This window comes from Streptomyces wuyuanensis (genome assembly GCF_900103455.1).
In the GTDB taxonomy this organism is placed as follows: Bacteria; Actinomycetota; Actinomycetes; order Streptomycetales; family Streptomycetaceae; genus Streptomyces; species Streptomyces wuyuanensis.
Window position 1 is genome coordinate 1 of sequence record NZ_FNHI01000036.1, and the last position, 19665, is coordinate 19665.

Consider the following 19665-nt stretch of genomic DNA (forward strand, 5'->3'; position numbering starts at 1 on the left):
CTCGCGCGGGCGATAGCCGTTGCGATGGTTGACGCGTTCCTCGCTGACCTGCCCGTACTCCGCGTTGCAGAGGGCGTCGGCCTCCGCCGACATGAGCGCATCGGCGAACGTCTTCACCATCGCGCGCAGCAGATCGGGACTCGCCGAGGCGAGGTTGTCCTCGGCGAGGGCGTGCAGGGGCAGACTGTCTGGTGCGGTCATCGTGCTGATCTCCTTCGAGGCTTCGACACTTCGAAGATCAGCCGGTGGCCGTTCGTCTATGCGGGCGCCATCCCGATGCCGGAGCAAACCCCCGGATCAGGTCGAACCCGTACACCACTTCCCAGGACGCAACCGAGCGGCGGGTCTGCAGCACAGTCGCCTCCCGTTGCTCGCCCACCTCAGATGGCCCCCTGACGACCCTCTTCCCGGTTCGACGCCGCCGCTCAGGAAGATTCCCGTCGTGGCGGCATCCGTGACGCAGCTGGGTGTGGCGCACTGATTGTGCTGACCTGGCCTGCTTACGCAGTGCTCCAGGTCTAGTCTTCTCAGGCCCGCCGCACAGGTCGGGCCTTTGTGCTGCAGTGATCCGTCACAGAAACCCGCCCCACTGACCCCCTATTCACTCCGCGCCAAGCCGTGAATGAGAAGCGTCCGCCGCCGGATGTTGACCCGCGGGTGCGACTGGCGCACCAGCCGCGATGTCCGTGAGCAGCAGTGGGAGGAGGTCTTCCTCGTACACATGTGCGGAGTGTGCCTTCATTGCCGGTGCCAGGTGCGGGTCCCATGGGGAGTCCGATTCCTGCAGGCGCAGTTTGATGGCGCCGTGCTGGGCGACAGATTCGTAGTCGGCTGCATTCATCCGCCATGGAACTGCTGTTGGAGCGGCGGCGAGGAGGGCTCGCATGTGGGCCAGTCCGGCTGGGTCGAAGTCCGCTCGGATGGCGACGCGCCATCCGACATCGGCCAGCGCGCCGATGGCTGCGCACTCCACCTGGGAGGGCGTGCCAGCGGTGCATATCACCCGCGGCGTCTCGGCTGTGTCGTCCACGAGGGCCTGACTGCTCGCGGCGGCGAGGACTGATGGGTTCTCTGTGACGAAGACCCACGTTCCTGCTGTTGGAGGGGACTCCCATGCGATCTCGGCCAGTTCCCTCGGTGGCACGGTGAACGTTGCGTTGGGCGGGATCTGCCAGCCCTTGGGAGTGACTCCGGTGATGAGGAGTCCCCCGAGCAGGTTGTCGTAGTCCACTCCCAGGCGCGCCCAGGCCGAGCGTGGGGTGGTGCCGGAGCTCTGGGCGAGTGCGAGCACGAGCGCAGGCAGAGGCCCGCCGTCGAGTGCGTGCGGGTCTCCGGGGACGAGTGTGCGGCGGTCGATGCGGTGGCCCGGCCGCGGCAGGCGTCCGGCTACCTCGATCGCCTGGTTCAGTAGTGCGTCGGGATCGGGTGTATTGAGGATTCGGGTGATCCATCCGAGACTGTGCAGCCGGGCAAATGCGGTCGCGGGCTCCACAAGTTCGCGTACGTGCTCGGGCCAGGCCTCGGCGCGCGCCTGGAGTTGATGATGGAGCCGGTCGCCGGAGGCCTTCTGTTCGGCGCGGGCGCGGGCCTTCTCCGCGAGGCGTCGGCCGCAGGCGTGGGCAGCGACGGCGCCGGGAGTGAGCGCCGGTCCGCGGATGGTCAGGGCGGTTGTCAGTTCGTTCAGATCGAGGCGGCGACGCTGGCCTGGTGCCAGTGGTCGTCCGCCGATCAGTCCTGCTGCTGCGGCGCGCTGGGCTGGTGAGGCGGGGATCGTCACGGTGACTGCGGGCCCGCGGGTGAGGGCTTCGTCTCCGCGTCGGTCAGCGGCTGCTGCGAGTGCTTTCCACAGCCAGGTGAGCTCAGGCGCGAGCAATGCGGTCAGGTCAGCTCCGGAACACGCCCCGGAGCACAGGTGACAAGTCATGCCGGGCTCCCTGCCGGGGGTGTGAGATCGGTGTCGCCGGGGACTGGTGACACGCCGCGGATCAGCATGGGGAAGGCGACGACTGTTCCGTCTGCGCCTGCTTCGAGGTCGTGAGCATCGATGCCGTCCCACGCGCCGGGTGCGCCGTCCCACAGGTAGGAGGTGCACAAGATGTCTAGGTCGAGTGCGGCGAGGTAGCGTGCCAGGCCTTCGCGGCCGCGCTCGTCGACTTCGGCGGGAACTTCGTCCAGCGGGACGAGGCGCAGGCCCGTGTCCGTGAGACGGTCGTAGTTGGCTGCGATGGCAGCCAGCATGGGTGCCAGTACGACCAGGCGTCGCTCACCGCCGGACAGGCCGGTGCGTGAGCCCCATCGCCGGGTGATGGGCGTGCCGTCGGGTCCGGGGCGCTCGACGAGGTAGTGGACGTCGACCCAGTCTCGGATGTCGACGGCTGCGGCGAGGCGTTCGGTCATGGTGGAGCCGTCGGCGGCGGCGAGCAGCGACTGGAGTGCTTGCCCGACTTGCTCTTTCTGCGTTTCGGTGCGTACGGCGTCGCTCACCTGGCAGGACAACTCGTAGACGGTACGGGTGGCAGCGTCGAGGTCATCCCGCAGCCCGATGTGGACTTGGACGCCGACTCCGGAGGATGCCTGGGCTGCTCGCATCTTGGTGTTGACGGACTTCTTCCAGTCCATCAGGGCGGTCCACGCGGTACCGATGGCGGCCGGCAGACGGCCGATGACAAAGTTTTGCAGCGCTGCTGCTTCGGCCGCGGCGAGGGCGTTTTTCGCCTTCGCTGCCAGGATCTGCGCGCGGGCGGCGGCTATGACCGGGTCGTAGTGGTGTTCCGCGTGCGTGAGGACGAATGTATCGAGGTCCTCGAGACCGGCGGGCGGATCGTCGCGGGCGATGGTCCAGGTTTGTGCGAGTTCGGCGCGGACCTCGTCGTAGCGCTCGCCGAGGGTCTTCTTTGAAGAGGTGGGACGGCGGGCGAGCATGCCTTCGACGGTGTCGAGGAGTTCCTGGCCGGTGCCGGGACCATCAGTGGAAGGGGCGCCGCGGGCGGAGAGGAAGGTGTCGACGTCGAGGGCCTGGGTGATGGGTGGCCAGGCGAGCAGTGCGGCCAGGTGCGCTTCCGTTGTCGTCTGGTGAGGGCGGGCTTCGGTGAGCCGCTTCTGGGCCGTGCTCAGCTCAATCTCGCAGGTGCTGAGCTGCTTCTCGGCTGTGGTCAGCGTCCCTCGGGCTGTTTCGAGTTGTGCGTAGAGTTGGTCGCCTTGTGCGGTGGCGGCGTCGAAGCGGCGGACCGCGTCGTCCGCGTCGCCCTCGGACTGGAGCTCGGTCAGCTCGGCCTGGGTTTCGAGCACCGTGGTGTGCGCGGTCTGTGCTGCGTGCTGGAGGTCGGCGAGGTGGGTAGTCAGCCCGGTTTCGTCGGGAAGCGATCGCAGCCCGCGGTCGAGCTTGGGCAGCAGCCGGTTGGTGAGCCGCTGTGCACACGTGTTCAGCTTCTCGGCGTGAGCGTGGCCGTTGCTGACCAGTGCGGCCAGTTCATCATGGTCGGTGGGCATGCCCAGGTCGCGGGCGCGCATCGCCCAGGCGGTATGCAGGTTGGTGTGCTCGGCGGCGGCTTCGTCTGCCTGCTGACGCAGAGTGTGTGCGGCGCTGTGGAGCCGGTGCGCTTCTTTGGCTGTGTGGGCACGCTCAGCTTCAGCGTTGGTCACCTCGCTCCGCGGGGGGAAGGACTTCGCTTCGCTTCGGAGGGTGTCGCGTCGCTGGCGGCGATCCGCGGCGGACCTGCGCTCGGCTTCCGCGCTGTCCTCGAGTTCCTGCGCGCTCGCGTCGAGCTCGTCCGCCTTGGCGCGGGCCCTGGCCAGGCGCGTGCGGCCACCGATGTGCGAGGCGGCAGGGATCGCGACCCCGGCGGTGGCAAGCGCGGCCGTGGGGTCTGCGATGAGAGGTCCGGCCGCGAACGTGCCGTCGCGTCCGATGACGAGGGCGGCTGCATCCGGGGGGCGGGTGGCGCTGTCGGTCAGGGCGATGCGGGCCAGGACGGTACGGGCGAGATCAGCATGCGGGTGTTCGGGGTCGACGTCCAGGACGGCGGTCAGGCTGTGCCCTGTCGGGGTGCCAGCAGGACTGATGTGCCAGGCGTTGGTTGTGGCGCCGCCTGTGTTCAGGTGGGCGCCAAGGACACCTGCGCTGGCGAGCGCGAGCTCGATCAGCGCCTGCTGGTCGTCCGTGTGGTCGAGTCCGGGACGCCATTCCAGCAGCGCTCCGAGTGCGGTGTCATCATCGCCGGGGCCCGCCCAGTCGGGGCGCGGCAGCGGCAGCAGCTGCCCGGAGCGCAGACGGCGGGCGTCGGCACGGTGCTGCCCGGCAGTGGCGTCGAAGTGAGCCGCGGCGGCGAGATGGTCCTTGGCCGCGCCTTCGTGTAAGGCGGCGAGGGCTTCGCCGGCTCGCACAGTCTGATCGGCCCAGGCATTGAGTTGGTCACGCACAGCGGCAGGTTCAGCGCCATTGAGAGCGTCGATGTCATCTGCGTCCCACACGGGATGCTCGTGGATGGAGAGGGCCGGTCGTTGTGCAGGCCGCGCAGATGAGCATGGTGCAGCGCCCATTGGGCGACGGCGGCGAGTGTCTGGCGGGCAGCTGTGCGGGCCTCAGCGGTGGCGCGATCTGCTGCCTGACTCGCTTCGTCATAGGTGGACTCGGCGTCGGAGGCTTTGCGGCTTGTGGTCTGGGCTGTCTCGGCGGCTGCCGCGACAGGGCGGTAGTCACGCTGGACCAGTGCTGCTTTGTCGGCTGCGGCGCGGTGGTCCTTTGCCGAGGCCTCCCATCCAGTGGCGAGCTGCTGAAGACCGGAGCGGTCATGGGTGAGCGTTATACCGGGGCCGGGGTCGAAGACACGGTCGGCGACTGAGCGTGTGACACGGGCGCGGGGGTGGTGAGCGAGCAGGACATCGAGCGCGGTCGGCGGGATGCCGACGGACTCAGCGTCGGCGGCAAGCTCGGCCAGGTCGGCAATGATCTCGTCCAGAACTTCTTGACTGTTCTTGGTCTGGGTACGGGCCTGGGTGGCGGCGGTGTCGAGGGTTGAGAGGCTGCCGGCCGCGGCGACTTGCTCGGCCTTGAGCCGTTTACGCAGGTCCGTCACTCGCCCGTGCGCCTTGTATGCATCCGAGATCTCAATGGCGCGGGCGGTAGCCATTGCCGCGCGGTGGTCGGTACTTAGGCGCTGGACTTCGGCTGTGGCCTGTTCGACAGCACTTTTCGCATGGGTGAGCATGCCGCTGCCCTTCTGGACTTGCTGATGGCGCGCGCGGGCTTCGTCAGCAGCTTCGCGTGCAGCCGTGTATGCGGTTCGGGTGACGTCGACGACGTGTCCGGTCCACACGCGGGCGAACTCTGCCAGGACGGTGGCGGCATGCTCGTCCCGCTCAAACGCCTCGCGGGTGGTGTCGGACTCGGCAAGGGCCTCAGCCGTCGCGGCAAGGACATCGCTGGCCACGCCCGGAAGTGACTGGCGCAGCGCGTCGGCGGCCGCGGTCGGGGAGACGTCGCCCAGCAGGGTCGGATTGCGGACTTCCCGTAGCCGCGAGGCGAGCTCACGCAGTTCCGCGGCGGTGGTGGACCAGATGCGGGCGGCGAGGTGCTCCACATAGTCCTCGGAGTCTTGGAAGACCTGTCCGCCAGCAGCTTCGACGCGGGCCGAGAACTCCTCATGCTCCAGCGCGGCACCCGTCGGGGCGCGAAGGGCCAGTTCCTTCAGCGGGCGGCCGGGGACCGTGAACGGGACGACTTTCACTGCGGGGGTCGAGCTCGGCGAGTACTGCAGCCGAACTCCGAAGCTCACCTCCCCGTCATGTGATGTTGCTTCTTCCAAGGCTGTCGCAGCTGGTGCGCCGGCGGGCGCGGCAAAGGTCAGCCATAGGTAGCCGTAGCGGCGGCCCTTTGCAGGGGCGCCCTCGCTCATGAGGAGCTTCAGTGTGGTGGGGCGCGCTTTGCCGGCGGCCAACTTGGCCGCGTTCAGATCGAGCAGGTAGGGCCACAGCGCCTCCAGGGCAGTGGTCTTGCCGGTGCCGTTGGGACCTCGCAACAGCAGACGCCCTGATGCTGCGGGCAGGTCCAGGTCGCCGTAGCGCCACACGTTCGACAGTCCGGCACCGACCAGGCGCCAGCGGCCACCGAACCGGTCGGGGTTGCCGGACGGCGGAGGGGGCGTCGGGGAAGCGAAGTCCAGATTGAGGATGTCGCTCACTGTGTGGGCTCCTCCTTCTGCTCGGCCGCGAGGGCACTGAAGAGGTCTGGGCCCTCTTGAGGCCGTGTGGGGCGGTTGCCCGGGGCGGGTGGGCGCTGGCTGGCCGACGTGTGGGTCCGGGAACGGGTGCTCTGGCGCGTGGCTTTGGAGGCGGCGGTGCCTTCTTCCGCCCAGCGGCCGGTGGTGGGCGCAAACCACCACATCGAAGTGGTGGTGTCGTCGGGCTGTGTGTCGGCGTGGGTGAGATGGACAAGGTTCGTGCCGGCCAGCAGATCGCGGACCTTGGTAGCGAGCAGGAGAGGGTCGCTGGAGTACTCGGCACCCCAGCCGCCCTTTCCGGAGGCGTTGTTGCTGGCGAAATCTGTCAGAGCGGCCACCACCTGCTCCTGCGTCATGCCACGCCATCCTGGGCCGGGTCCGGTGCCGGGGGTGCCGTGAATGGCGGCGTGGTCGAGCAGCAGCAGCGCGGCGTGCGCGATGGTGCCCGGGACGGGGAAAGGCATCGGGCCGAGTTGGCGGAAGTGACGGAATGCTTCGCTGGGCACGACGAATGCCGCTCCCTCTACGCGGCGCTCCAGACCCAGTCCGAAGGCGTCCGCCAGGGGGGCGCCGTCATCGCCGCGCACTCGCTGACTCAGCCACTGTGCCTCGGCTTCGTCCAGGAGCGCGGTGTGTACGCATGTGTCGTCCACGAGCGCGCGGCGCATCCGGCGGGCCGGGTCCGGTTCGCGCTGGGCTTGCTCAAGCCATCCATGCGGGTCGGTGGCGGGGTCGAGGGTGCCGGGGTTGGCAACCACGTAGGCCAGTCGAGTGTGGTGCACTGCGAGCAGCACCGGGGCCTGCTCGTCGTGCAGGTAGCCGTCCAGATCGCCGTCGAGTCGCTCGACGACGCCGCGTTCGTCGAGCATGCGGAGTGCGGCCACGACGGCGCGGCGCTCTGCCATGTCGTTGCGTGACGGCAGTGCTGCCTCAGCTGCTGCAGCGCGGGCGGCGGTGACCAGCTGTCCCAGCGCGATCCGTGGTGGCATGGATTCAGCGGCTGCGACGAGGAGGAAGAACCAGGAGCAAGTCGCCGGGCTTGGGCCCTGGAGGGCCCACACGGCTGGGCGTGGCGGTGCGCTTTTGCGTAGACGCACCAGGTCGCGTTCGATGACCAGCACCCATCCGAGCCGGGCTACGGCGGAGCGTAGTGCGGTCTCGTTGCGGCGCACTGCGGCTATGAGGTCGTCGTCGCGGCCGCCGACCAGCCAAGGGGTGGCTGCCAGGTGGCGCAGCAGGGCGGCCGCTTCGGTGTCGGCCTCGGGCCGCCATGCCTTCCGGCGTCGCCGTGGCGGATCTGTCGTGTCCGCCGTATCGGCCGCGAAGTCTGGTTTGGTGGTTTCGGTGAGAGTCTCCTCGCTCATGCCGCGCCTTCCTGCGCTGTGCCCGCGTCAGAGGTGTCGTCGCCGCGGTGGTGGTGTGCGCCGCGATGCGTGGTGAGGTGCAGCGTCGCGCGCGGAGCCAAATCGTCGGCTGTGGTGGTGCCCGCGACGGCTGCGAGGGCAGCAGTGGAGGGGCGGCGGCCGGGTTCGTGGAACAGGGGAATGCGGCCGGGCAGGAGAACGCGCCAGGTGGGGGCGTCCAGCGTGCCGGTGCCTGTGCCCGTGTGGACAAGGGTGCACGCGAGTCCTCCACTGCTGCCGGTGCGTCGCGGCCCTGTCGCGGCAGCGCGGGCGGCGGTCATGAGAGCGGCGAGCGCAACTCTGGCAGCGGCTTCGTCCAGCTGCTGTCCAGGCACGGAGGCCAGGACCGTGGCGACGGCGGCGGTGTGCTCGGCTTGGCGGCGGGCCCGGGCTTCGGCCACTTGGGTCTTTACCGCTGTGTCGTCGCGTGGTGCGGTGCCTCTGCCGCGCGGACCGGAGCGTCCGGCGGTGCGCAGCAGCGTTGGCACCGGCACTTGCGGTCCACCGCGCCAGGACGGGTTGCGGCCGGCTTCGTCTTCGTCGGCTTGGCCGTAGAGCTTGCGCCAGGAGTGGTCACCGGCCGCGGCCTGGAAGATCTGGACCCCGATGTCGGGGGTCAATACGGCTCGGGCGAGGGAGAGCGCGCGGGTGCGGCTCGAGGCTGTGCCGGCTGATGAGTGCAGTCGGCGCAGGTTGGCATGCATGCTCGGCAGCGTCCGTACCAGGCGCAGCGAGAACCGTGCTGCGCGTCCGGTGCGGGCGTCGAACCAGGCGCATAGCCCGTCCCAGTCCTCTACGCGGCCGCCGCGGGAGGCGCTGAGCGCACCGGCCGCGATGAGGTCGCGGGCCTGGGAGGCGTTGACCGCCGCCTGAGCCAGCAGAGGGAACCATGGCCTCAAAGCCGTCAGAGCCGCGGCCGCGCGGGCGGAGCCGGAGTCGAGTTCGGCCGCGACGCGGGTGGCATAGTCGACCAGTAGCCCCTTGAGGTCATTGGTGCGTTCCTCGTTCAGGTCAAAGCGGTCGGCCAGGTTCATCAGCGCGTCCTCGGCGCCGACCAGAGCGGCGTCCAGGTCGTCGTGGCTGGTGAACACGGCCCCTACCGCATCCACGCACGTAGCGTCGAGGCTCCCGTCCACGGGCTCGGTCGTGCCCAGGGCAGCGGCGAGTTGCTCGATGTAGGTGACGATGCGATTCAGCGACACGATCGGGATCTCGCGCACGGTCGCTGTTCCGGCGAGGACTTGGCGGTAGAAGCGCTGGACGTGCCGCCCAGCGGGGCTGGCGGTGTAGCGCCAGTTCCGCGCGAGGATCTCGACGTATCGGCGTGCATGGCTGGTGTCTGACCGCACCGACACCGCGCCCATGCCTTTGAGAGCATCCAGACGTGCCTCGACCACACGCACGTCCAGGCGCAGGCCGACGGACGAGAGAGCTGCCGTGACCTCGGCGACCGTCAGATCGGTCACCGATCCCTCAAGCACGTCCATGATCGCGATGTAGTCAGAGGACTCAGGGCGCACCAAATAGCCCACGACATGTCGTGCATCGGCCGCGCTGTCATCTACAGCAAAGTTCGACTCTTCTGCCGTCACCACTCCCCCTCCATGCGGCCAAGGTCCGTGTCCGCCTCAGGCCTCGCTTTCGGAAAGTAGACGCCGCCACCGACAACGCCCCCGAGAATCGGCAAATCCGCGGGGCTGCTCCCCCACTCCCGGTGACGCAAATTCGTCGGCGGCTACTCCTGCCTGCTGTTGATCAAGAGCCGGCGGACGACTCACCTTGCTCCCCTTCCAAGGGCGACACCAGAGAAGGTTCCGACATGCAGTAATGCGTCTCCGGGCGGGCTTCATCGATCACAGGTGCAGTTCCCTCGAAATGCACCAGACGGCCATCACAGGCTGGATCTGTTCAAGTGGGATCCAGCCAGATTGACGCGGTTGCTGCCGGACCCGGGCACTGAAGATCCGGACGCGGCCTCCCAATTCACGTAATTCGATGATGCGTTCGAGAATTGGGCGGCTGGGGCCCGCGGGCGTTTCGCAATATGAGCGTCGGCTCTACTGGGTGTCGGATTGAAGCCTGCGGTTGTTGCCGGAGCGGCCGATGTCCAGCTCGAGGAACGAGGTCAGCACGGTGCCGTTGTTCCAGAAGCCGAGCAGGTCGATATCGATCAGGCACAGATTGTGCCGTGCGGCGAAGTCGCGGGCCGGCTTGGTGAAGACGCAGGAGGCCACAAAAATGGGCACGTCAGCGCCGTGTTCGGCGCGAGCGGTGCCGTTGAACGTCTGGATGTCGCGGCTACCGACGGTGCGATGTTTGGCGTAGCGCTTGCACTGGATGACGAACCGGCGACCGTCGGGCAGGAGTCCGGTGACGTCGGCACCGAGGTCGCCGGCGCCGCCGACCCGCTTCACGTCTGTGCATCCGTCCCGTCGGCACAAGTCGGCGACGAACTCCTCGAACTGGCGGTCGTCCATGGCCCAGACCGCGCCCAGTGACTGGCGGGCCTGGCGGCGCGCGTCTTCGGCCAACCGCGCCTTCTCCGCCTGGGCTTCGCGCCGTCCAGCGCGTACGAGCTGTATGACGGCGATCCCTATGACGACGACGGCTAACGCGATGAGCAGCGCTGTACCCAATGTGGTCTCCCCTCCGGTGGTCTGCCCACTTCTTGCTCCCCCACTGGCGGTACGTCTATCCAGACAGATGTCGTGCAGCGTGTGGCTGGCGCGGAGCCCTTGGCGATGCCGGCGTGAGACAGCGGTCGGTTGTCTCCTGCAGGGGAAGCCGGGTGATGGTCGATCCATGCCAGGCCACCGCGGTCGAGATGTTGCCGGGCTCGGGTGACGGCGACGTAGGCGAGGCGGGCTTCGGCGTCGTTGACGGGTCCTGGGATGGGATGGCCGGTGTCGTCGCTCTGGTCCGTGTCTTTGGGAGGCGTGAAGTCGTCGGCGATCTTCACGGTGGACCATTCGCGACCCTTGGCCTTGTGAGCAGTGGAGACGACGACGTCTGCCCGCTGCTCTTCGCTGAGCTGGTCGACCGCGGCCAGGACGGTATCGGTGCCGTGTCTGTCGATGAGGTCGACGAAGGGCTGCAGGTCGCCTCCGGCGGGGTCATGTCCGGCGTAGTCCTGGAGGTCGCCCCAGGTGGTGAAGAGCACGAGTTCGGGATGGCTGGTGCGGCGGCCGGCCTTGAGGTCGCGCGCGGCGAGGGCGAGGGAGCGCAGGCCTGCTCCGCCTCCGACGAGAGCGACGCGGCGACCGGCGTCAAGGAGCTGCATGACGTGGGTCATCGCGCCGACGTTGGTGCGGCACAGGACCGCATGCGGTTCTTCGAGAGGACCGAGTTCGGTTGCGAGGTGCGTACTGCCGTGAAGGCGGATCGGGGCCTGGGCGAGGGCGAGCCAGCGGTTGGCTTCGGCAGCGAGATGGGGTCCGAAGCGGAAGGACTGGGACAAGGCGAGTGTGGTGCCGTCGAATCCGGTCATGACGTCGCGAGCGCCCCGCCAGTGGTAGATGGCCTGCGCGGAGGCCCCGACCATCACCAACTGCGCATGCTCGCGCTGCGCATTGAAGACCTGTTCGACGACGGGATTGGTGTCCTGGGCCTCGTCGAGGAGGAGGAAGTCGGTCTCGATGGCAGGGTTCGTGAGGGCCCAGATCTTGAGGTAGTGGTCGTGTTCGAAGCGGACCACTCCCCCGTCGGGGTCTTGGAGATCTTTCCAGGCGCGTTTGGCGAATGGCAGGACGGTGCTGGCCAGTTGGGCGTGCGGGGCGGGGGCTTCGAGGCCGCGCATGCGGGGTACGTGGTGGCGTCCCAGGGTGGGGTCGGCGGAATGGCAGAAGCGGGTGATGGTGCGCAGGGCGGCGTACGAAAGCGCTCGCGGGCTGAGGTCGCGTTCTGCGATGCGGACGGGCCTGGTGATGCCGAGGGCCTGTCCGGTCTTCCAGGCAGGCTGGCGTGGGGCGGTCAGGCGTGCGCGGTAGCGGTGGCCGACGGCGGCGTAGGCCAAGGCGTGCGCGGTCTTGCACCTGACGGTTGGCGGGAAGCGGGTGGCGGCGTCCTGGGCGATGGCGCGGTTGTAGGCGAGGTAGCGGCCGCGGCGTCTGGTGCCGTGGGCGAGGACGGCGAGGGTGCTGGTCTTGCCGGTGCCGGCGCCGGCTTGGAGGACGAGGTGGTCTCCGGCGTGGAAGCGGTCGGCTGCAGCGGTCTGTTCGTCGGTGAGGTTCAGCACGGGCGCGCTTCCGGGGTAGTGAGTGCTCGGGCTGCAGCGGTGAGCAGGCGTTCTCGGGTGGTGGTGGCCAGCAGCGCTTGCATGGCATGGGTGAGGCGCTCGGCTTCCTGATGGTCGATGCGCTGCAGTGCACGGGTGAGGGACTGCTCGATGAAGGCTGCGACGTCTTGGCCGTGACGGGCTGCGGCGCGTTGCAGGAGGGCGTGAGTGGCTGGCGGAGGGTCGATGTTGAGGATGATCTGGCCGTGGGTGTCCGGGTAGTGGGTGGCCAGGACGTCGATGGGGAGTGTCTCCTCAAGGGCGCGGCGCACCCGGCTCAGGGCGCGGTTGGGGGTCTTTGCGCGGGTCAGGGTCAGCAGTCGGGTGTGGTCGTGGTTGATCGCGAACCGGGTGAGACGACGGGCTTGATCGAGTTCGGTCGTGGTTGCGGGTCTGGTCAGGGTGATCTCGAGGGCGTGGTGCGGCACGTCATGGCTCCTGTCGGGCGGCGGTCCTGCGGTGGCAGGACTGTTGCCCGTTGCCGCGGCGGCGTGCGGTGTCGGGGAGTCGGGTGTGGATGTGTGGGTGGTGGAGGAGGGGGTCGAGGACTTCCCAGCCGGTGAGGGCGAGGTCCGGAGCGCCGGGGGTGGTGGCGTGGCGGGGGCAGCGCTGGGTGCGCCAGCGCAGCTGTTCGCTGTAGGGCAGGTGGCTGAGGTCGTAGACGGCCATGGAGGTAGCGGGGAGGGTGAGTTGGCCGCGGGCGGGGGTGGCGGGCAGGAGCTTCCAGATGCCGGCCTCTGTGGTGGGGTCGAGGACGGGCTGGGTGCAGCGTCGGCGGGTGCGGGTCTGTGCCACGCACTGGATGTCGTCGAGTGGTGTGGCTGCGAGGTAGCGGCCGTAGAGGAGCTGGACGACGGGGCGGGCCGGCCGGCACTCGGCCGGGTTTCGGGGTTCGGTGGGGGCGAGGGGCGGGGTGAAGGTGCCGTTGTCGGTGAGGCGGCGGGTGTGCAGGGCGAGGCGGCGTCGGAGTGCCGTGAGCTTCGGGGTGAGCAGGGTGGATGCGGAACGGGCCGGGCACAGGACGGTGTGCGGGATACGGCACCACGGGCTGCCGTCGTCGGCGGGGTGTGCGATGCCGGAGTCGATGTGCCAGCGGCAGACGAGGGGCACCGCGGTCGCGGGGAGCTCCTGCGGGTGCATGGCGATGGGGCGGTGGTCGGTGCGGTCGTGCCAGGTGATGTGGTTTCCGCAGTCGCGGCAGCGGCTGGCCTGGGCCGTGCACAGCAGGCGGCTCGGGCTGCTCTCGGAGAGCCGCAGGCTCCGCAGGCGGTGGGTGCGGATGGGGGTGCCGTCCCATCGGCGGCCGGAGGAGGCAGGGGTGGTGGAACTCATGGCGGCGAAGGTGGCAGGCGACGCGCCGCAGGCATCGAGTTGGCGCCGTGCGTGTCCTGCGATCGGACCAGTTCCCGGGAACGGCCGTGCGGAATGCCGTACGTCAGTTCGCAGCGGCTGACTCGTTCAGGTGATTCGCTGCCCGAGGGCGGAGGGCTATGCGGTGGGGGTGGGCGGCTCGTGCCCCTCGCAGAGGGTGGCGAAGAGCCGGTCGACCGGGACGCTCAAGGCGTGGGCGAGGGCGTGCCAGGTTCTGAGGGTTCCGATGGTGCGGCCCTGCTCGATCTCGATGAGAGTGCGCCTGGCCAGGCCGCTGCGGCGGGCCAGCTCGTCGTAGCTCCAGCCGCGTTCGCTCCTCAGGCGCGCGAGCTCCAGGCGGAGCGCGGCGAGGTTCGGGTCGGGCGGAAAGATCGTCACCCCACCATCCGACGGTGCAGAACCCTGCCCTGTCAGTGCAGACCTCTGCCCTATTTCCGCAGGTGGCCGCCATACGGTGGAGGGCAGAGGTCTGCACTACGGTGTGCCGCCGACACTCACCCGCTTCCCGCACGGAGCGGATCGGGATCTGACGCTTAGGCAGGAGGAATGGACGCCTCATGAGGCTGTGCACGCTGCGCCCTCACGTGCGGCGCACCTGGACCGTGGAACTACGACCGCAACGGGGCGGCCCGATGCTGTACTGCCCACTGTGCACGTCGGACGGCCACGCCCTCCTGGCCCCTGCCGCCCAGCCTGCAGTCCTTGCGCACCTGGCCCAGCACGCCAGGCACGAACCACTACCGGCCCATCTGCGTACCTGCCAGTGCCACGAACGCGGATGCCGATGGCATCCCCGCCACCGAGGCTGCGCCGGCCCGGTCCTGCTCGTCCTCACCCGTGAACGCGGCGGGCGGCTGTGGCGCCTGTCGGACATCTGCACGGCCTGCGCCAGCGCGACACCGGGCAGTGCCGTAGTCCCGGACGTCTCCCCCACACCACCTTCGGCAAAGCCGGCCACCAGCCCGCCCAAGGCGAGACGTGCCAGGGTCCCCCGTGGCGCCCGTCCGGAACTGCGCGTACGCGACATGCTCAGCTACCTGGCAGCCGCCCTCCCCTGGCCCGTGAGTGCCGAGGCCCGACTCATCGCCCTGCAATGCGCGCTGCGGGCCAGCGCACCAGGACTGGCGGTCATCCACGCCGGGCTGCTCCGCGCCATGCGCCTGGCCCACTCCCCCGCACCGTGGAACGAGCTGGAACAAGCACGCTGGCTGTGCCTGCTGCCGGACCACCTCTCACTCCAGCGTCCAGGTGGCGTCGCCGTACGCCTGCTCGATGCCGCCGTCCATTACCAGGAGCCTGCACGCCGCGATCGTCTCCACGCTGCCGGCTGGGCGATGCGCGTGGTCACTCAACCCGAACTGCGCGCCCTGCCGGCCGAGGCCAGGCTCACCGCGTTGACGCTCACCGCGCACCATTACTCCGGCACCGGATGGTGCACCAGCGTCGAGACGGATCGGCTGCTGCGGACATGCGCTCTGGATCGGAGCAGGCTGGCCGCAGCGCTCGACCTCCTCGTAGCAGTGAAGGCCATCGCCACGTGGACAGTGGATCCCACGACAGAGGACCTGCACTGGGAGCCACCACCCGGATCCGCCTTCCCTGCTCACGAAGTCTCATGAGCCGTGACGCCAATGCACTGGGCTACAGCGGAGTCGGTGCGTCAGGCGTCGAGCTCAGCCTGCGAACTCGACGCCGGGCCAGCGCGGCCGTGGGGGCAAGGGGGTGAACGGCTTCCGGGCGCTGAGCGAGTCGGTGCCGGAGGTCCTGTCGGCCAACGCAGTGCAGCGGTTTCGCGGAATACTCCCCATATGCCTGGTCCTGATCTTCCTGCACCCGAGGAGCCGATGACGGTGGAGGCTTGTCTGCACCGTTGGCCTAGCTGCGCGTTCAAGACCGAACTGATTCACGGTGTTCTCCTCTTCAGCGGCGTGTTCGATGAGCGTGATGTCCTGGCGGTCGAGCGGACCTATCCGGGCCGACGGGTGCTGCTCAACGCTGACGGCAGTATCGAGGTTCATCCGGCTGGTGCCGCCCGCCACCGTGCGTGAGGCCTCACACCGCGCCCTGGCACCACGCCCCTCTGGCCGGCTTTCCCTGTGGCCGTTCGACAGCTCACTGCGGGGAATCAGGACCCAGCCGACCCGCCCCAAGCGATTGCCGCCGGTCACTGATAGGCGTGAGCTATCGGTGTGCTGACGCTGGCGCCTGCCCCTTCGGCCCGGTAGGAGATGGTCCACAACGCGTTGGACTTGTCCGGCTCTCCGTATAGGTGCCCCCCTTCCTCACAGCCATAGTTCATGCGTTCTCCGGCGAGGACAGTGGTGGCACCTGTCATCGTCCGGCAGGCGTTCCCGTCAGCGAGGATGATCAGGAGCGGTGTGACCTGTGGTCCACCGGGGATGTGGAAGTTGTTGCCGGGCAAGGGCTCGGTCAAGGTGAGGCGCACCATCCGGTTCGGCTGGGTGCCCATGCAGAGCAGTGCTTCGTGTTCGGGGCTTTCGTCGGGTGCGAAGCAGGGGTCGAGTATCTGGTCTTCAGCGATGCATCGCCAGGAGTCCAGTCGCATGGTGGCTTCAGAGGATGACCAGCAGGAGCCGACGGTTTCGCCGGTGACCGTGATGTCATCAGCGGGGTATCCGCCTACGGCCCAGGGGGCGATGGTGGTTACTTGTGTTCTACCGACGGGCGGAGTCGGTGATGGCGCCACTTGAGATGGCGTGGAGACAGCCCGTGCAGCGGGTGGCGAACTGACCGGAGGCGGGGACGTCGCGGGTGACGGCTTTCTCGCGGTCTCGCGGACGCTGGCGGGTTCGGTACTCGGTCTGGTTCCAGTGTCCGAGTGGCTATTCATCGCGGTGGCCGCCCAGGCGCCCATCGCCGCGGCGAGAATGAGCACGAAGGATGCGGCGAGCCAGGCCGCGCGCCTGGTGTTTCGACGGGGGGCTATCGTCCAGGCCGGATCATCGTCGACTTCCGGTATGTGCCATTGGCTCGCCAGGACTTCCTCGACGGCTGTGGTCTGGATGGGTCCTCTGTCCAGTACCTGCGTCGCTTGTCTTCCCAGCAACTCCGTCGTCCGCTCTGCGAGCGTCGCGGCTGTTGGCCGCTCTTGCGGGTCCTTGGCCATGCAGGACTCAAGCAGTTCGCGCAGATCATCGGGCGCACCCTCCAGGTTGGGCTGTTCGCGCATCACCCTGAACGCGACCGCGTCTGCCGCTCCGGAACCGAACGGGAGTCGTCCCGTCGCCGCGTAGGCGACGAGCGCGCCCCAGGTGAACACGTCGCCGGGTGGGCTGACAGTGCTGTCCCGATAGTGCTCGGGGCTGATCCAGCCTGGTGTGCCCGTCAGCATTCCCGTTCGGGTTATCGCTGTTCCGTCGGCGACGTGGGCGATGCCGAAGTCCAGCACACGCGGCCCTTGGGGGGTGAGGATCACGTTCGTCGGCTTCAGGTCGCGGTGGACCACGCCCTGGGCGTGTATGGCGGCCAAAGCGCTGGCCGTTCCGGCGGCGAGGAGGTGAAGCTGCATGGGCGCCAAGGGCCCGTGCGCGGTGAGGTGCTGCTGCAGGGTGGGCCCGGGGACGTAGTCGGTGGCAAGCCAGGGGATGTCGGCCGCAGGTGCGGCATCGAGCAGTGGCACCAGGCACGGGCCGGCCACCCGGCGTAGGACTTCGACCTCGCGATGGAAGCGGGCGCGGAATTCGGGCTCCGCGGCGTGCTGCGGGTGGATGACCTTGACTGCGACCCGGCGGCCTTGAGGCCCCAGCGCTGCGTACACCGTGCCCATGCCGCCCGACCCCAGCCGACCCAGAATGCGGTAGCAGGCGATGCGCTCTGGGTCTCCCGGCGCGGCGGGCACGATCGACGGCATGGCTTCTCCGGTCCGGACACGGTGGGGTGCGAAATGTTGAAGGACAAACCGTAGCGGTTGGGCAGGTCCGGAGTGCGGACTTCCCAGATGAGGACACCGGTATCTCGCTGGCCTGCTGCTGATCCTTCTTGTGGCGGGCAGCGACTGCTTGCTCTCAGACTTCCGATCGGCCAGACGCCGACTTCACCTGTGCGGGAGTACGTGGCGGGTGGTGGGGTCGAGGCGGCTGAAGGCCCAACGTACGAGGTCTTTGGTGAGCGTGAGGTCGGGGTTTTTCCTCGAGGGCGTCTTGGAGGTGGAGGGTGAGTTTGGCCCAGTTGCGGAAGGAGCCGTGGCCGGCGTGGTCGTCCGTGTAGAGGATCAGGTCGGGGTCGGTGTCCGTCCAGATGGGGTGGTAGGCGGGGATGGTGTTGAGCACTTCGGTGGGCTTGAGGGGGGTGAACTGGTACCAGTCGTAGATGCGGGAGTGCAGGGCGGGGCAGCTGAGGATTCGTTGGCGGATGGTGCCGCTGCCGACGAAGATGACGGCGGCGCGCTGTTCGTCGTCGCCCCAGAGGTCGCGGATGTACTCGAGGGCGGGTTTGCTCAGCCACTGTGCCTCGTCGAGGAGGAGAACGCGCCGGGGTTGTTGTTCGAGGGCTCCTTTGAGTTGTTGTCCGCACAGGTCGGCGGACTGGTGTGGTTCGCCGGGTAGTTCCAGGGCGCGCCAGAGGGCTCCGCGGAGTTCGCTCATGTTGTGGGCTTGTCGGAAGCGCAGGCGGATGGTGGTGTCGGGGGCGTGGCGGCGCAGGACGGTGTGGACGGCGAAGGTCTTCCCGAGGCCGACGTGGCCGTGGATGCACACCATGGCGGCGTGCTTGAGGGCTTTCCTGACGCGGTCTTCGGTCTCGGCGACGGCTTTCGTGCCCATGATGTTGGCGCGGGTGAGGCCGAGGTAGTGGTCGTTGGAGGGCGGCGGGAGCTGGCTGGGGGGTGCGGCGGGTTCGGTCATGTCTGGTCCTGGTCTGGGTCGGTGGGGGTTGTCCAGTCTTCTGCGGGTGCGGGCAGGGGGACGATGTCGGGCAGGGCCTGGGCTTGCATGTCGAAGCCGTCGAGGTTGCGCAGGTGTTCCAGTGCCTGCTCTTCGGGCATGGCGTCCAAGGGTGTCGGAGGCTGCGGTTCGGTCGCGGCGGCGTAGCGGGTGCGTCGGTTCTTTTCGGACTTCTTGAGTTGGGCGCGCAGCCGGTCGGCTTCGCGGCGCTGTGCGCGCTTGATGTCGCGAACCTGTTGAGGGGTTGCCTGGTTGGTCATGAATGCGGGGCCGAGGTGGCGGCCGGTGTCGGGGTCGTAGAGCTCGACGCGGTGGTCGTGGTCGGGCAGGTAGCGCAGGGTGACTTTCTCGCCGGCGAAGCCGTGCATCCAGTCGGCGATGTAGTCGCGGCGCTTCCAGCGGACGCCGGTGTTGTTGATGGTGAGTGGCTTGCCGTGCCGTTCGAGGGTGTAGGTGTGGAGGTCTTCCGCGCTGACGGTTTCGATGAGGGCGGTGTCGTCGTTCCAGGCTTGGGCGGGGGTGCGGCCCTCGAGGTCTTTGATGGTGTGCTCGTGGTTCCACCGGTGGACCCAGTCGCGGACGAGGGCGACGAACGCGTCGAAGCGGAGCAGGGGCTGGTCGGGGTCTACTGGTTTCCCGCCGCGGAGGGTGGGTGCGTGGGTGTAGCCGGGCATGCCGGTGAACAGGGTCTTCTTGACGGCGCCGTTGACGGCCTCGACGGTGCCTTTGCCCTCGGGTGTGTACGGGGGAAGGACGATGCGTTCGGTGCCGAGGGCGCCGAGGGCTTCTTGGACGGTGGTGCAGAGGAACTCTTTGCCGCCGTCGACGCGGATGCGGTCGGGTACGCCGCCGAAGGGGCCGTGGTGTTCGTCGATGAGGACGGCGTCGCGGACGGCGACGAGGACGGCTTCGCGGGTGGGCCGTTGGGGGGTGATGGCGAGGCCGCAGATGGCGCTGGTGGCGACGTCGACGAACCAGGTGATCCAGGGTTTGCGGGGGTGGCCGTCGACCATGACTTTCACGCTGGCTTCGACATGGTCGGTTTCCCAGGCGTAGTTGCGGTGGTGGCGTTCGCGTCTGCCCGCGATGTCGTGGCGGCGACGGGCGTTCTCGCCGTGTCGCAGGCCTGCTCGCATGCCGGGTGAGAGGGCTCTGTTCACGGCGCGGTGGAAGGTCGCCGGGGAGGGGAGGTCGTGGTGCTCGGCTTGGAGTTCCCGCCATGCGGCGGTGGCGTTGCCGCGCCAGCGGGCCACGGCGTCGAGCATGTGGGGGGTGAGTTCGAATCGGGAGCGGGCGGTGGGGGTGTAGGTGCCGCAGTTGTTGCGGGCGTTTGTGAGCCAGCGGTCCACGGTGCGGCGGTCGACGCCGAAGGCGTCGGCGACGCCGGCGATGCGGGTGCGGGTGAGTTTGCCCTGCTGTTCCAGGCTGAGGAGTCGGTGGACGGCGGTGGCGCGCAGGGTGGTGAGGTCGGGTTGCGGGTTCATGGCGGACGCTTTCGG

The 19665-nt window shown here is 68.7% G+C and carries 16 protein-coding genes; 2 read left to right on the forward strand and 14 right to left on the reverse strand.

Features of this window, described 5'->3' with window-relative positions:
- From BLT82_RS34925 to BLT82_RS34980, 11 genes are all read right to left on the reverse strand, one after another.
- Positions 1-201: transposase (locus tag BLT82_RS34925; RefSeq protein WP_208868127.1), on the reverse strand; the 201-nt coding region annotated here is incomplete at its 3' end.
- Between the two features lie 400 nt (positions 202-601).
- Positions 602-1777, reverse strand: a complete 1176-nt coding sequence (locus tag BLT82_RS34930; protein ID WP_167746179.1) for a DUF2399 domain-containing protein — start codon at positions 1775-1777, stop codon at positions 602-604.
- Between the two features lie 143 nt (positions 1778-1920).
- Positions 1921-3510 (reverse strand): SbcC/MukB-like Walker B domain-containing protein, encoded by a 1590-nt coding sequence (locus BLT82_RS38755; protein ID WP_342029437.1) that lies wholly within the window; start codon positions 3508-3510, stop codon positions 1921-1923.
- Between the two features lie 629 nt (positions 3511-4139).
- Positions 4140-6179: a hypothetical protein gene (locus BLT82_RS38460; RefSeq protein ID WP_244529906.1), complete on the reverse strand. Its 2040-nt coding sequence runs from the start codon at positions 6177-6179 to the stop codon at positions 4140-4142.
- Entirely contained in the window at positions 6176-7582 is a 1407-nt protein-coding gene (locus BLT82_RS34950) for a DUF2398 family protein (RefSeq protein WP_244529907.1), read from the reverse strand. Before BLT82_RS34950 ends, BLT82_RS38460 begins: the two co-directional genes overlap by 4 nt.
- Positions 7579-9213, reverse strand: a complete 1635-nt coding sequence (locus tag BLT82_RS34955; protein WP_244529909.1) for a DUF2397 family protein — start codon at positions 9211-9213, stop codon at positions 7579-7581. Before BLT82_RS34955 ends, BLT82_RS34950 begins: the two co-directional genes overlap by 4 nt.
- A 465-nt stretch (positions 9214-9678) precedes the next feature.
- Complete coding sequence (locus tag BLT82_RS34960; protein ID WP_093662266.1) at positions 9679-10257, reverse strand: restriction endonuclease; 579 nt, start codon at positions 10255-10257, stop codon at positions 9679-9681.
- Positions 10230-11852 carry a UvrD-helicase domain-containing protein gene (locus BLT82_RS34965; protein WP_093662308.1) on the reverse strand — a complete coding sequence of 541 codons (1623 nt, stop codon included), beginning with the start codon at positions 11850-11852 and terminating at the stop codon, positions 10230-10232. Before BLT82_RS34965 ends, BLT82_RS34960 begins: the two co-directional genes overlap by 28 nt.
- The gene (locus BLT82_RS34970) at positions 11849-12322 is read right to left on the reverse strand and encodes a hypothetical protein (protein ID WP_093662268.1); all 474 of its coding nucleotides are present in this window, start codon (positions 12320-12322) and stop codon (positions 11849-11851) included. The genes BLT82_RS34965 and BLT82_RS34970 overlap by 4 nt, the downstream gene beginning before the upstream one ends.
- Before the next feature lies 1 nt (position 12323).
- Positions 12324-13226: a DUF6083 domain-containing protein gene (locus tag BLT82_RS34975; protein ID WP_093662270.1), complete on the reverse strand. Its 903-nt coding sequence runs from the start codon at positions 13224-13226 to the stop codon at positions 12324-12326.
- Between the two features lie 156 nt (positions 13227-13382).
- A complete protein-coding gene (locus BLT82_RS34980; protein WP_093662272.1) occupies positions 13383-13643 on the reverse strand; it encodes a helix-turn-helix transcriptional regulator in 261 nt (86 codons plus the stop codon).
- A 647-nt stretch (positions 13644-14290) separates the two neighbouring features.
- Between BLT82_RS34980 and BLT82_RS38465 the strand changes: the two genes are divergently transcribed.
- On the forward strand, positions 14291-14884 hold the full coding sequence (locus BLT82_RS38465; protein WP_244529911.1) for a hypothetical protein: 594 nt from the start codon (positions 14291-14293) through the stop codon (positions 14882-14884).
- A 225-nt stretch (positions 14885-15109) separates the two neighbouring features.
- Entirely contained in the window at positions 15110-15313 is a 204-nt protein-coding gene (locus BLT82_RS34990) for a hypothetical protein (RefSeq protein WP_093662274.1), read from the forward strand.
- A 116-nt stretch (positions 15314-15429) separates the two neighbouring features.
- Here BLT82_RS34990 and BLT82_RS34995 read toward each other — a convergent pair whose 3' ends face one another.
- The 3 genes from BLT82_RS34995 to BLT82_RS35005 all read right to left on the reverse strand — a co-directional run bounded on the left by BLT82_RS34995 (position 15430) and on the right by BLT82_RS35005 (position 19650).
- Positions 15430-17136 carry a serine/threonine-protein kinase gene (locus tag BLT82_RS34995; protein WP_093662276.1) on the reverse strand — a complete coding sequence of 569 codons (1707 nt, stop codon included), beginning with the start codon at positions 17134-17136 and terminating at the stop codon, positions 15430-15432.
- Between the two features lie 154 nt (positions 17137-17290).
- Positions 17291-18127, reverse strand: a complete 837-nt coding sequence (locus BLT82_RS35000; protein ID WP_093662278.1) for an AAA family ATPase — start codon at positions 18125-18127, stop codon at positions 17291-17293.
- The gene (locus tag BLT82_RS35005) at positions 18124-19650 is read right to left on the reverse strand and encodes a Mu transposase C-terminal domain-containing protein (RefSeq protein WP_093662280.1); all 1527 of its coding nucleotides are present in this window, start codon (positions 19648-19650) and stop codon (positions 18124-18126) included. Before BLT82_RS35005 ends, BLT82_RS35000 begins: the two co-directional genes overlap by 4 nt.
- Positions 19651-19665 lie beyond the last annotated feature (15 nt).